Origin of the sequence: Parvibaculum sp. (assembly GCF_046297875.1) — a bacterium.
In the GTDB taxonomy this organism is placed as follows: Bacteria; Pseudomonadota; Alphaproteobacteria; order Parvibaculales; family Parvibaculaceae; genus Parvibaculum.
The window spans coordinates 323,649-336,049 of record NZ_JBKBHD010000001.1; the positions used below are offsets into that span (position 1 = coordinate 323,649).

The 12,401-nt window shown below is 62.8% G+C and carries 11 protein-coding genes; 6 read left to right on the forward strand and 5 right to left on the reverse strand.

The window, feature by feature from the left end; genetic code table 11:
- Positions 1 to 175: 175 nt before the first annotated feature.
- Together ACK4FH_RS01645 and ACK4FH_RS01650 are read right to left on the reverse strand one after the other, a co-directional pair.
- Positions 176 to 1,114 (reverse strand): NAD(P)H-dependent flavin oxidoreductase, encoded by a 939-nt coding sequence (locus ACK4FH_RS01645; RefSeq protein WP_409810602.1) that lies wholly within the window; start codon positions 1,112 to 1,114, stop codon positions 176 to 178.
- A gap of 139 nt (positions 1,115 to 1,253) precedes the next feature.
- Positions 1,254 to 1,787 (reverse strand): hypothetical protein, encoded by a 534-nt coding sequence (locus tag ACK4FH_RS01650; RefSeq protein ID WP_409810604.1) that lies wholly within the window; start codon positions 1,785 to 1,787, stop codon positions 1,254 to 1,256.
- A 211-nt stretch (positions 1,788 to 1,998) separates the two neighbouring features.
- Here ACK4FH_RS01650 and ACK4FH_RS01655 point away from each other — a divergent pair, with 211 nt between their 5' ends.
- Positions 1,999 to 2,388, forward strand: a complete 390-nt coding sequence (locus ACK4FH_RS01655; protein ID WP_409810606.1) for an alpha/beta fold hydrolase — start codon at positions 1,999 to 2,001, stop codon at positions 2,386 to 2,388.
- Positions 2,348 to 2,731 carry a hypothetical protein gene (locus ACK4FH_RS01660; protein WP_409810608.1) on the forward strand — a complete coding sequence of 128 codons (384 nt, stop codon included), beginning with the start codon at positions 2,348 to 2,350 and terminating at the stop codon, positions 2,729 to 2,731. Before ACK4FH_RS01655 ends, ACK4FH_RS01660 begins: the two co-directional genes overlap by 41 nt.
- A 12-nt stretch (positions 2,732 to 2,743) precedes the next feature.
- Here ACK4FH_RS01660 and ACK4FH_RS01665 read toward each other — a convergent pair whose 3' ends face one another.
- Together ACK4FH_RS01665 and ACK4FH_RS01670 are read right to left on the reverse strand one after the other, a co-directional pair.
- Complete coding sequence (locus tag ACK4FH_RS01665) at positions 2,744 to 4,480, reverse strand: N-acyl-D-amino-acid deacylase family protein (protein ID WP_409810609.1); 1,737 nt, start codon at positions 4,478 to 4,480, stop codon at positions 2,744 to 2,746.
- Positions 4,481 to 4,588: 108 nt separating this feature from the next.
- Positions 4,589 to 5,974, reverse strand: coding sequence for an MFS transporter (locus ACK4FH_RS01670; protein WP_409810611.1), 1,386 nt, complete (start codon positions 5,972 to 5,974; stop codon positions 4,589 to 4,591).
- A 257-nt stretch (positions 5,975 to 6,231) separates the two neighbouring features.
- Between ACK4FH_RS01670 and ACK4FH_RS01675 the strand changes: the two genes are divergently transcribed.
- Both ACK4FH_RS01675 and ACK4FH_RS01680 read left to right on the forward strand, forming a co-directional pair.
- Positions 6,232 to 7,497 carry an LLM class flavin-dependent oxidoreductase gene (locus tag ACK4FH_RS01675; RefSeq protein WP_409810613.1) on the forward strand — a complete coding sequence of 422 codons (1,266 nt, stop codon included), beginning with the start codon at positions 6,232 to 6,234 and terminating at the stop codon, positions 7,495 to 7,497.
- Complete coding sequence (locus ACK4FH_RS01680) at positions 7,497 to 8,273, forward strand: alpha/beta fold hydrolase (protein WP_409810615.1); 777 nt, start codon at positions 7,497 to 7,499, stop codon at positions 8,271 to 8,273. Before ACK4FH_RS01675 ends, ACK4FH_RS01680 begins: the two co-directional genes overlap by 1 nt.
- A gap of 96 nt (positions 8,274 to 8,369) precedes the next feature.
- On the opposite strand, the gene ACK4FH_RS01685 is transcribed toward ACK4FH_RS01680, so the two are convergent.
- Positions 8,370 to 9,950, reverse strand: a complete 1,581-nt coding sequence (locus ACK4FH_RS01685) for an AMP-binding protein (RefSeq protein WP_409810618.1) — start codon at positions 9,948 to 9,950, stop codon at positions 8,370 to 8,372.
- Between the two features lie 145 nt (positions 9,951 to 10,095).
- On the opposite strand from ACK4FH_RS01685, the gene ACK4FH_RS01690 reads away from it, so the two are divergent.
- On the forward strand, positions 10,096 to 11,163 hold the full coding sequence (locus tag ACK4FH_RS01690) for a lipid A deacylase LpxR family protein (RefSeq protein WP_409810620.1): 1,068 nt from the start codon (positions 10,096 to 10,098) through the stop codon (positions 11,161 to 11,163).
- An 82-nt stretch (positions 11,164 to 11,245) separates the two neighbouring features.
- Positions 11,246 to 12,385, forward strand: coding sequence for a DUF819 domain-containing protein (locus tag ACK4FH_RS01695; RefSeq protein WP_409810622.1), 1,140 nt, complete (start codon positions 11,246 to 11,248; stop codon positions 12,383 to 12,385).
- Positions 12,386 to 12,401: the final 16 nt, after the last annotated feature.

Consider the following 12,401-nt stretch of genomic DNA (forward strand, 5'->3'; position numbering starts at 1 on the left):
TGCCAAAGGGCATGCCGCCGAAATTGTCCAAAGAGACGCGTACGCCGTTACATAACCCAGACTGGCCAGTGGCACGTGCGATTGCGTTCGGGCGGTGTGTAGCGGCAGGGGGCCCCGCTGTCAATGAAAAACCCGAGGCAAAGCCCTGACTTGCCGCCGCCTGCCGGCCAGGCATTCAGCCGAAGCTGCGCGAACCGGCCAGCGACCCCATGCGCGCGGTAATCTCGAAAAACTCCGCGACCGTATCGTCGATGATGTCCTTGGCACTCTTCACTTCGTTGATGAGACCTGCCGTTTCACCGGCGAGGCCGACAGCCGCCTCCATGTCGCCGCCGAAATAGAGGTCGAGGATGCGGGCGAAGGTGTCCGGCGGCATGAGGCCTTCTTCATGGATGGCCGCCGTGCGGTTCGTTTTCAGCGCACGGATGCAAGGCGTCGATTTCTTGTTCAGCACATAGGTGCCGGTTTCCTTCGCATCGATAATCGCCTGCTTGTAGTTGTGATGAACCGGGCTTTCGGCACAGCTCACAAAGCGTGTTCCCATCTGCACGGCTTCCGCGCCGAGCGCAAAGGCCGCCGCCATGCCCTTGCCGTCGCAGATACCGCCGGCCGCAATCATCGGAATGTCGGTTTTCGCTCGGATCGCCTGAAGAAGCACGAACGTTCCGACCTCCTCCGGATTCTTGAAGCCGCCGCCTTCCGTGCCCTCCACCACGAGACCGTCGATCCCGGCTTCAACGCACTTCATGGCCGCATCGACCGTCGGCACGGCGTGATAGACGGTGATGCCCGCATCGTGAAGCGGCGCGATGAACTTCGCGGGGCTGCCGGCAGACGTCGTCACGAATTTCACACCAGCGTCACAAACGAAGCGAAGCATCGCATCGTCCTTCAGAAAGCGGATCGGCAGATTGACGCCGAAGGGTGCATCTGTGAGTTCCCGCATCTTCAGGATCTCGGCCTTGCAGGCTTCGGTTTCGCCGGATGAAGTTTCGATGATACCGAGGCCGCCGGCCTTCGAGACGGCGCTGGCAAGCTGCGAGCGCGCGATCCAGCCCATCGGTGCCTGGACGATCGGATATTTTGCGCCGGTATGCGCGAGGACACGGTTCATGGATTTTCCCCCGATAGTCATATGAATGTCGCGATGGGGGAAGCAGGCCACAGCCGCACCGACGGCGCAAGCGGCGGACAGAAAAAAGGCGCGGGTGCCGATGGCTGCCCGCGCCTTGCTTCAACTCAGCTTCCGCCGGTCAGCGGAAATGGCCATAGGCCCTGACGACCGCATCGGAGAGTTCCTTGTAGGCTCCCTCGACGCCGGTCCTGATCTCGTCGAATGCGCCTTCACCCTGCTTTGCAAGTTCGCCGAGGCGCGAGCGCAGCTTGGCACGATCGGACTTGAGCTGCTTCAGGAGACCCGCATAGCGCTTTTCGGTCGCCTTCAGTGCCTTTTTCGCTTCCTTCTCGGCCTTGTCGACCTCCTTCGAAAGCTTTGCCACCTGCTTTTCAAGCTGCTTCTTCAACTTCGCCTTTTCGGGCGAAAGCTTCGATGACTTTTTCTTTGCAGCAGGCTTTTTCGCGCCTGCCTTTTTGGTGACAGCTTTCTTGGGAGCCGCCTTTTTGGCCGCCGGCTTCTTCGCCGCGGACTTTTTTGCAGCCGCCTTCGTCGGGGCTGCCGCTGCCGGGGTGCCGGTTGCTTCGGCCGCTACCACCGTTCCGGCCCGGCGAGACGCCGTCTTGCTTTGCGCTGCCTTCGCTGCTCCGCGCTTCCTGCGAGTGTCGCTCATGATCGAATGCCTCGATGTGATGTTCCGGCCGCCTTCTTCCTGACCGGCAAATCACAGTGACCCGATTGCCCTTCCGTTTCAAGGGGTGACAGCGCGACGAGCGGGCGCCGTGACGACATGTCATTTGCGAATTCGCAACCGGTTTCGCCGTCTACTCGCACGGAGAACCGGCTGGCGTCCGTGCATGCCGGGCCATCGTTCCCTTCGGAATATGAGGCGTAATGAATGCCGTTCACGGTGGATTGCTTGGCGGAACTTCCAGTCATTCCTTGAGACGCGTGGCTATCGCGTGATCGTACCGGCGCTGCGCCATCACGACGGCACATCCGGCGGCGTCCACCCCGCGCTCGGCCGCAGCAGCATTGCCGACTATTTCGCCGACCCTGTTCAGGAAACGGACAAGCACGGCGAAAAACCATTTGTCATCGGCCATTCGATGGGCGGCCTTCCGGCACATATGCTCGCGGCGCGCGGCCTGGTCAGGGCCGTGGTGGGACGGGCGGCGGCCGCAGCTCCCATCGCTCGACGCCATGCGCTATGGCGTGCTGAACCGGGTGCCAATGCGCGAGCAGGAAGAACTCTATTCGGGCTTCCAGCCTGAATCCGGCCGCGCCGTCTGCGAGATCGCCTACTGGTTTCTTGACCGCCGCCGCACGACCTGGATCAATCCAGCGGATGTTGCCTGCCCGATGCTCTTCATCACAGGAAAGGAGGACCGGTCAACCCCGCACTGGCGCACGGCACGGGATGCGGAGCCCTATGGCGGGCGATTGAAGGTCGAGGTGCTGAAGGGCCATGCGCATTGGCTGCCCGCCGAACCCGGCTGGGAGAGGATCGCGGAGCGCGCGGTGTATTTCTTCGAGAAGGAAGCCGCCGCGATGGCGCGGAATCTCTGCTGGCGGCAGGGCGGCCTGCCCGCAGGCGAACTCGCGCCCGCGGGCTAGACCTCCCGGATATTATTCGGCTGCGGCGCGCAGTGGCGAGGGCCGGTGGCCGCGCACGAGCTTGCCCGGCAGCGCGCCTGTCGGCTTGCCATCGCGGTAGATCACTTCGCCGCTGACGATGGTGGCGACATAGCCTTCCGCTTCCTGCATCAGACGGCGCGCCCCGGACGGCAGGTCATAGACCATGTGCGGCGGCAAGAGACGCAACCGCTCGAAATCGATCACATTGAGATCGCCTTTCATGCCCGGCGCAATCAGCCCGCGGTCGAGAAGGCCGACGGCTTCGGCCGTATCGCGCGTCTGGCTCTTCACGACGAAGGGAATGTCGAGATGCTCGCCGCGCGAACGGTCGCGGCACCAATGGGTGAGCATGTAGGTCGGCACGCTGACATCGCAGATGACGCCGACATGCGCACCGCCATCCGACAGGCCGAACAGCGTGTTCGGATTGCGGATCATAGTCAGCGCATTGTCGAGGCTGAATTCGTAGTAGTTATGGAGCGGGAAGAAGAGGAAGTTGCGTCCGCCATTCGCCGTCAGAATGTCATAGACGATGGCATCGGGGTTCACGCCGTCGCGCTTTGCACGCGCGCCGATGCTTTCTTCCGGGGCGGGCTCATAGTTCGGCGGGTCGCCAAGCTCGAACATCTTGTGATAGGCGCCGGCCAGCGAATTGAGGAAAGGGTGGCCGGGCTCGAGGCTTTCCGACAGAAGCTGTTCGCGGAAGGCGGGATCGCGCATGATGGCGACCCGCTCCTCGAGCGCTTTGTCGGCGATGGCGCGGTAGCTCGGCCGCGTGAGGAAAGGGTGGACCGAGCCCTGCAGGCCGAGCATGAGGCCGACGGGACGGCCCTGAACCTGCGCCTTGATGGGCAGGCCCTTCGTGGCCGCATTGTCGAGACGGGAGAGAAGATCGCGCCACTGGTCGGGCATCACATCCGCCTGCACGAGCGAGAAGCTCAAGGGACGGTCCGAGACCTCGACGAGTTTTTCGACGAGCGAAAACTCGTGGTCGATCTCGCGGAAGTCCGACACCCATTGCAAGACACCCGCGCCTGCTTCCTTCAGGCCTTCGGCAATCGCGATCATTTCCTTGTCGGCGGCGCCGATGGTTGGCGTCAGATCGCCGTCGCTCGTGCGATGCGCCACGGTGCGCGAGGTGGAAAAGCCGATGGCGCCCGCCTTGATGGCATCGCGGACGATGGCGCGCATTTCGGCGACCTCGGCATCGGTTGCCGCTTCGCGCTTCGCACCGCGCTCGCCCATCACATAAACGCGGACCGCGCCATGCGGCACCTGCATGGCGACATCGACGTCATGAGGCAGTTTTTCGATGGCGTCGAGATAATCGGCGAAGCTCTCCCACTGCCATGAGAGGCCCTCATGGAGCGCGGCGCCCGGAATATCCTCCACACCTTCCATAAGGCGGATGAGACGGTCGTGATCGGCCTTGCGAACCGGAGCGAAGCCGACGCCGCAATTTCCCATGACGACTGTGGTGGACCCGTGAATGGAGGACGGCGTCATGCGGCTGTCCCATGTCACCTGGCCGTCATAGTGGGTGTGAATGTCGACCCAGCCCGGCGTGACGAGAAGGCCTTTCGCGTCGATTTCCTCGCGGCCCCTGGCCATGACCGTGCCAACTTCGACGATGACGCCCTTGTCGACCGCCACATCGGCGACGCGCGGCGCACCGCCCGTGCCGTCCACCACCGTGCCGCCGCGGATGACGAGATCCATTTCGCTCATGATTTCCTCCTCGACATTCCGATTTCTTGTTGAGGGCATGATAGCGCGGGCGGGTGCCTTTCCGAAACCCAAAGGAGGGCCTCAGGAAAGGCGCAAATTGCCTGTTTTTCAATCCGCCGAACGATTGATCGCGGCCTCCTGTGCGAGGCGGGTGTTGCGGCGCTCGATCAAGCCCTGCAGGCGCTTCTGGCGCTCGGCCGTCAGCGGGTAGGTCCAGGTGAGGTAGAGCGCAGCGAGGAAGAAGAGCGAGGGGATCACCGCATAGGCGAAGGCGAGCCACCACATCTCGTCCGGGCCGTTCACGACGCCCGGCACCGGATTGAAGCCGAAGAAGGCGACGACATTGAGCGAGATGCCGGTGCCGAAAGCGGTGGCGAGCTTGGTCGTCATGCCGGAAATGGCGAAGAAGGTGCCGGCGCGCTTGCCCTTGGAGCGGGCGGTATCGACATCCACCACATCGGCGAGCATGGCGAGCGGCAGGAACTGCAATCCGCCGAAGCATAGACCCTTGGCAATGAACATCGCGGTGAAGATCTGCGTCTGGCCGGGCACGAGGAAGAAAGCGATGGTGGAAAGCCCCGCCGCCGCCGTCATGCAGATTGCGAAGGCCTTGTGCTTGCCCATCTGGCGGCCGAGCCAGAGCCAGCCCGGAATGGCGAGGAGGCCGGCAGCAAAATAATAGAGGTAGAGCATGCCGATGCCGGTGACGCCGATATAGTCGCGCATGAAGAAGAGCGAGAGCGCGTTGCGGAAGGCCTCGCCGCCCGTGACGATCAGCACGATGGCAAGCACGCGCACCATCGGACCGTTCTTGCCGACATGGCGCAAACCTTCAATGAGCGGCACCTGGCGCGAGACCTTCACATGGGCTGGCTCCGCAACGCGCCAGCAGACGAGGAAGACGGTGAGCGGCGTCAATATGACGATCGTCCAGCCCATTGCCATGAGCACGGGCTTCGGCGTGGCCGGAACGCCCATGAAATAGGGCAGCAGCGCCGGGATGAGCGCCGAGAGCATGAGCCCCACCAGCACATAGAATTCCCGCGAGGCGGTGATGCGCGAACGCTCGTGATAATCCGGTGACAGTTCCGCGCCCCAGGCGAAATAGGGGATGTAGACCAGGGTGGAGCCGATGAACATGATCCCGAGCCAGGCAAGCAGATAGACGCTGCCCACCGACGTGAAGCCGAACATGTAGGGCATGAACAGGAAAAGCACGCCGGTCATCAGGATCGGCAGGCCAAGCAGCATGAAAGGCTTGCGGCGGCCGATGCGCGTATGCGTGTGGTCGGAGAAATAGCCGATCAGCGGGTCGGTGACGACGTCGGTGAGGCGGGCCAGCATGATCATGGTGCCGACGGCGGCGAGCGAAACGCCGAGTTCCCCCGCATAGAAAGGCGGCAGCCAGACGGCCACCGGATAGCCGAACATGGCGATGGGCAGGCCGATGGAACCGTGAATGTAGATGCTGGAGCGCGAAAGCGGCGCAGTCATGCAGTCAATCTCCCTTCGCGTGCCGCTCCCCCTGCGGCGCGGCACCGCTTCATTTTCGTCATTTTTTCGATGCGCGATTATAGGGACGCCGTCCCTTCGCCCAAGCGAAATCGGCCGGTTGACGCTGCGCCAAGTTTCGTTGCGCGCGGGGGCATCAGGGAATAGACTCCGCACCTAGGGTGTTCACCCTAAACGGGACATGAGGGCCGCGCCGTTCGAGCGCGAAAAAATGCCCTCGGGAGGAGAGGAAACGGCACATGAAGTTCACATGGTTCAACCTGATGCCATGGCCCTATCTGCCGGACGATTTCCGGGAGAAGCATCGCTCCGTCTGGGTCGATATCGACTCGCGGCTTTTCGATCCTGCGAAGAGCCACGAAGTCTACAACTCCTACATGGACATGCTCGAATATGCCGGCACGCTCGGCTTCGACGGCATCGGCGTCAACGAGCATCACCAGAACGGCTATGGCATCATGCCGTCGCCCAACATCATTGCGGCGGGGCTGGCGCGGCGCACATCGGATGTCGGCCTCGTCGTGCTCGGCAATTCGATCGCGCTCTACAACCCGCCGGTCCGCGTGGCGGAAGAATTCGCGATGCTCGACTGCATTTCGGGCGGTCGGCTCGTCGCCGGCTTCCCTGTCGGCACGTCGATGGACACCAACTACTGCTATGGCCAGATACCTGCGCTGACGCGCGAGAAATATCAGGAGGCGCATGACCTGATCCGCCGTGCATGGTCCGATCCTGACCCCTTCGCCTGGAACGGGCGCTACAACAAGCTGCGCCACGTCAACATCTGGCCGCGGCCGATCCAGGACCCGCCGCCGATCCATATTCCGGGCGGGGGTTCGGTTGAGACCTACGACTTCTGCATCGACAATACCTATTCCTATTCCTACCTCTCCTTCTCCGGTTACATCCGGGCGAAGGCGCTGATGCAGGGCTATTGGGACCGCGTGGCCGAGCGCAATGCGCCCGACGAAAGCCCCTATCGTGCGGGCTTTGCGCAGACGATCTGCGTCGCCGAGACGGACGAGGAAGCAGAACGCCTCTACTCGGAGCATGTCAGCTATTTCTACAACCGCTGCCTCCATGTCTATGGCGGCTTCGCCGATGCGCCGGGCTACCGGACCATCAAGACGATCCAGACCGGCGCGCTCTCACAGTATGCGCCGCCCATCGACGGCTATTCCTCGCTCACCTGGAAAGACCTTACCGAACAGGGCCACGTGATCGCGGGAAGCCCGGAAACGGTGCGCCAGCGGATGGAGGAACTCATCAAGAGCCTCAATGTCGGCAACATCTTCTGCCTGCTGCATGTGGGCAACATGCCGATGGACAAGTGCATGTATTCGACGAAGCTCTTTGCGGAAAAGGTCATGCCGCATCTGCGTGACATATTCCCCGACTACAAGGACGACAACCGCTTCTGGTGCAAACCGCTGAAGAAGCAGGCGAAGCCCGGCAGCCTGCCCGCTGAGCAGCAGGTTGCAGCACTGGTGGGAGGGAAAGACTGATGGAATCGAAAACGATCGACACACAGCACGTCCCCGTCCGCTATTTCGAAGGCGGAAAGGGAGAGCCGCTCGTCTATCTCCACGGCGCCGGTGGTGTGACAGCCGATGACCCGTTCCTTGCAAAACTCGCGGAGCGGTATCACGTCTATGCGCCGCTGCTTCCGGGCTATGGCGACTCGCAGGAATGTGGCGAGCTGCGCGACATGCTCGACGTCACGCTCCACACTTGGGACGTGGTGGAGGCGCTGGGACTGAACGACCCGATCCTTGTTGGTCATTCGATGGGCGGCATGATTGCCGCCGAGATGGCGGCGGTAGCCCCGAACGATGTGTCACGGCTGGGGCTCATCTGTCCGGCGGGGCTCTGGCTCGACGATCATCCGATCCCGGATATTTTCGCGATGCTGCCTTACGAGCTTCCGGCGATTCTGTTCCATGATGTGGAGGCGGGCACGGCGCTGATGACGGCGGGTGTCCGCATCGACGATCCCGAATGGCTCAAGGGCTTCCTCGTGCAGAATGCACGCCAGCTTGGCATGGCGGGGAAGATCCTCTTCCCCATTCCCGACCGCGGCCTGTCGCAACGTCTTTACCGTGTGAAGGCGAAGACGGTTCTCGTCTGGGGCGATGGCGACAAGCTGATCGCGCCGGCCTATGCCCATGCCTGGAAAAAGGCGATCAAGGGCGCGGAGCTCGTCTCGATCCCGGAAGCGGGGCATTTGATGACGCTCGAGAAACCCGATCATGTAGCGAAGGCGCTCGCGAAGCTCGGCTGAGACTTGATATCGGCGTCCAACAACAAGAACAGACGCGGATAGGAGCGAAGGGCCGTCCAACAGGGCGGCCCTTCTGCATTGACGCTCTATTGCGTCTCAGATCTTCTTCTCGCCCTGCCAATAGGCATCGCGGATGACGCGGCGGAGCACCTTGCCGGATGGCATGCGCGGCAGTTCGGGCACGAAATCGACTGAACGCGGGCGCTGATAGCCGGGTAGATTGGCGGCGGCGAAATCGAGAAGTTCCTTCGCCATGTCGCTGTCGGGACTGTAGCCCTCGTTCAGTTCCACGACGAGCTTCACCTCCTCGCCCCATTCCTCATTCGGCACGCCGACGGCTGCGGCATCGGCAACGGCGGGATGCTTCAGCACTTCCTGGTCGATCTCCGCCGGGTAGATATTCACGCCGCCCGAGATGATGACTTCGGCGCTCCGGCCCGTGAGAAAGAGGAATCCATCCTCGTCGATGAAGCCCATATCCCCCATCGTGTAGAAGTCGCCTCGATAGGCGCCTTCGGTTTTTTCCGGCGCCTTGAAATATTCGAAGCGGCCCACTTCCGGCGCCTTGAAATAGACGGTGCCGACTTCGCGGGGCTTCAGCTCGCGGCCTTCCTCGTCGCGGATTTCCAAGATGACGCCGGGAAGCGGCTTGCCGACGCTGCCCTTCTTCGTGGGGAATTCGTGGCTGTCGATGAAGATGCCGCCGCCTTCCGTCGCCGCATAATATTCAAAGACCACGGGGCCGAACCAGGCGATAGCGCCTTCCTTCACATGGACGGGACAGGGCGCGGCGCCATGCAGGATCCAGCGCAGGCTCGACGTATCGTATTTCGCCTTCGTCGCATTGGGCAATTGCAGCATCCGGTGCAGCATGGTCGGCACGACATGGGTATGCGTGATGCGATATTCGGCAATGAGGCGGAGCGTTTCTTCCGCATCCCATTTGTCCATCAGCACGCAGCCGACACCGGCATTGAGCGGGAAGGAGAAATTGAGCGCGAGCGGCGCCGCGTGATAGAGCGGGCCGGTGACGAGCGCAAGATCGCCTTCGCGGAAGGCCGCCGTCTCGGTGAGTTTCACCAGCAGCGGCGAAACGGGCGCGGCCTGCTTGCGGTAAACACCCTTCGGGTGGCCGGTGGTGCCGGAGGTGTACATCATCTGCGTGCCGAGGACGGGATCTGCGATATCGCTCCCCTCCTCTGCCGCGACGGCTGCTTCGCAATCCTCGAAGCCTTCGATTGCGCCGCCGATGGCGAGCTTTGCGGCAAGGCCGGGCGCGAGTTTCGCCGCCTCGATGGATGAGGCCGGGAAGCGCGCATCCGTGAGAAACGCCTTCGCCTCGCAATTATCGACGATGTAACCGACTTCCGAGCCCTTCAGATGCCAGTTGATCGGCGTTATGCGGAAGCCCGCGCGCTGGCAGGCGGCGATAGCCTCGGCAAATTCCGGCCGGTTGGAACACATGAGCGCCACCGCATCGCCCGCCTTGAGACCGCGGCGGCGGAGCGCGCGGACCAGCCTGTTCGTCCGCTCATTCAGTTCGCCGAATGTACGATTGCCGTGTTCGGAGACAATGGCGGGCCTGTCCGGCGCCTGAGCCGCATGCCAGGCGAGAACCATGCCGGCTGCCGCCGCCTCTTCGCGGGTCCACCCCTTCGCCGCTTCCGCCAGTGCCATGCCGCTCTCCCTTATTGTTGTTGCCGGTCGCCTTGCTGGCGCCTTTTTGTTCGCTACATTCCGCGCATCGATATTGGACAGGTGTGGGCTCCCCAGCGTCAAGCTGGTTTGCGGAGCTTTCATCCGTAAATTGGGGAAATCCGGCATGGCACTGAAGAGAACCGGGGCGTCGGCTCTCACTGTCCTGCTGGCGCTGGGCGCTGGCACCCTGCCCGCCCAGGCGCTGGGCGATGCGGGCGGCGACCGCGCCTTCATCACCTTTCAGGTCGAGAACGACCTCTTCGCCAATTTCGCGAATACCGACCGGCATTACACGAATGGGCTGCAGGCGGCGTGGCTGTCACGGCCGCGGCGCGACCTGCCGCCATGGCTTGCCGATTTGTCCTCGCCTCCGTTCTATTCGCTGCTCTTCCCGACCGGAAATTTCGACCGGAAAAGCCACCGCACCGGCATCGCCATCGGCCATGCGATCTTCACGCCGGATAATACGGCGACCACGGCCTATCTGCCGGACGAGCGGCCCTATGCCGCTTGGCTCCACATGACCTTTTCGCTGCAGAGCGTGCGCTCGAGCAGCGTCACGGGCGAGGCGTGGCAGGATCAGTGGAAGCTCGATCTCGGCGTCGTCGGCCCCTCGGCGCAGGGCGAATTCGTGCAGAACGAATGGCACAAGGTGATCGGCGCGAACAAGGCGAATGGCTGGGACAACCAGATCAAGGACGAGGTGGGCGTCAATCTAAGTTTCGAGCGCGCATGGCGGAGCTCCACCCTCGATGCCGCGCCCGAACGCGGTCTGCAGACTGACTTCATTCCCTACACAATCGTCTCGCTCGGCAATGTGCAGACCTATGCGGGGATCGGCGGCACGTTCCGCCTCGGCTTTTCGCTGCCGGACGATTTCGGCCCGACGCGCATCTATCCGGGCGTCGGCGGCTCGGAATGGTTCGAACCCAAGTCGGCCGGCTGCAACTGCTACATCTTTGCGGGCTTCGAGGGGCGGGCCATTGCGCGCGACATATTCCTCGACGGCAATACGTTCCGCGACAGCGTGAGCATCGGCAAGAATCACTTTGTGCATGACCTGAAACTCGGCACCGTGTTCGTTCTCTGGAATGCCCGCGTTTCCTTCACGCATGTCTTCCGCAGCAAGGAATACAAGGCCCAGCCGAAGGCAGACCAGTTCGGCGCGGTCTCGGTCAATTTCGCACTCTAGGGCGGCGCAGGAATCATCTTGTCTTTGCGGCGGCAGGCCGCATGATGGGCCGGACAGCCCTTCATTGCGGAACAAGAAAAACATGACCCTGCCGCTCATCTCCGCCGACAACATGTTCGGCCTGATCTTCGTCTTTCTCGGCCTTGCCGCTTTCGGCTTCTGGTCGGAACGGACGAAGCTCGGGCAATGGCTTTCGGGCGTGGTGCTGACGATCCTTGCGGGCACGGCGCTTGCCAATCTGCGCATCGTGCCTTTCGCCTCACCCTTCCATGACATGGTCTGGGTCTATGCGGTGAGCCTCGCCATTCCGCTGCTGCTCTTCCATGCCGATATTCGCAAGCTCGTCAGCGAGGCCGGCATGATGATTGCTGCCTTCGCGATCGCAGTCGCCGGCACGGTGGCGGGCGTGCTGGCGGGCTTCTGGCTCATCGACCTCGGACCGGACGCCAACCGCATCGTCGCGACGCTCGGCGCAAGCTGGATCGGCGGTTCGATGAATTTCGCCGCCGTCTCCCAGGCGCTCGGCCTCAACGAGAACGGCTCGCTGATCGCGACGATGGCGGCGACGGATGCGGTCGTCATGGTGATCTTCATGGCGGCGATCCTCTTGATGGCGGGTTCGCGCGCGCTGCTGCGCTTCATCCCGTCGAAGATCATCGCGGCGGGCGATGACGGCGTCGAACACAAGGAAGAGGAAAAGCCGGTGCTCGACATGGGCGCGCTCGCAACGCTGCTTTTCCTTGCGGCGGGGTGCGCCTTTGGCGGGCGGCTCATCGGCGAGGTGCTCGGCATGCAAGGCTATTCGGTGCTGTTCATCACGCTGCTGGCCCTCGCGCTCGCCAATATCTTCCCCGCCTGGCTTGCGAAGCTCCGTGGCGGTTTCGATCTCGGCATGTTCTTCATGTATGTCTTCTTCGGCGTGATCGGCGCCGGCGCCGACATCGTGCTGATGGTGCAGACGGCCATGCCGATCTTCTTCTTCGTCGTGGTGATGGCGACGGTGCATCTCTGCGTCGTGCTGGCGGGCGCCAAGATTTTCCGCATCGATCTTGCCGAAGCCCTGATCGCGTCGAACGCGGTGGCGGTCGGCCCGGCGACGGCGGCGGCGATGGCGGCGAGCCAGCGCTGGCGCCTCCTCGTCACGCCCGGCATCCTGCTCGGTGTGTTCGGTTATGCGGTGGCGAATTTCATCGGCGTGGGGCTTGCGGGGCTCTTGGGGTAGGCCCGTTTGCCCCCCT

Coding starts and splice junctions, on each gene's coding strand:
- ACK4FH_RS01650 (WP_409810604.1), bottom strand. CDS start 1,787: ATGAGCGACACTCGCAGGAAGCGCGGAGCAGCGAAGGCAGCGCAAAGC.
- ACK4FH_RS01690 (WP_409810620.1), top strand. CDS start 10,096: ATGGCACTGAAGAGAACCGGGGCGTCGGCTCTCACTGTCCTGCTGGCG.
- ACK4FH_RS01670 (WP_409810611.1), bottom strand. CDS start 5,974: ATGACTGCGCCGCTTTCGCGCTCCAGCATCTACATTCACGGTTCCATC.
- ACK4FH_RS01645 (WP_409810602.1), bottom strand. CDS start 1,114: ATGAACCGTGTCCTCGCGCATACCGGCGCAAAATATCCGATCGTCCAG.
- ACK4FH_RS01675 (WP_409810613.1), top strand. CDS start 6,232: ATGAAGTTCACATGGTTCAACCTGATGCCATGGCCCTATCTGCCGGAC.
- ACK4FH_RS01665 (WP_409810609.1), bottom strand. CDS start 4,480: ATGAGCGAAATGGATCTCGTCATCCGCGGCGGCACGGTGGTGGACGGC.
- ACK4FH_RS01685 (WP_409810618.1), bottom strand. CDS start 9,950: ATGGCACTGGCGGAAGCGGCGAAGGGGTGGACCCGCGAAGAGGCGGCG.
- ACK4FH_RS01680 (WP_409810615.1), top strand. CDS start 7,497: ATGGAATCGAAAACGATCGACACACAGCACGTCCCCGTCCGCTATTTC.
- ACK4FH_RS01660 (WP_409810608.1), top strand. CDS start 2,348: ATGCGCGAGCAGGAAGAACTCTATTCGGGCTTCCAGCCTGAATCCGGC.
- ACK4FH_RS01655 (WP_409810606.1), top strand. CDS start 1,999: ATGAGGCGTAATGAATGCCGTTCACGGTGGATTGCTTGGCGGAACTTC.
- ACK4FH_RS01695 (WP_409810622.1), top strand. CDS start 11,246: ATGACCCTGCCGCTCATCTCCGCCGACAACATGTTCGGCCTGATCTTC.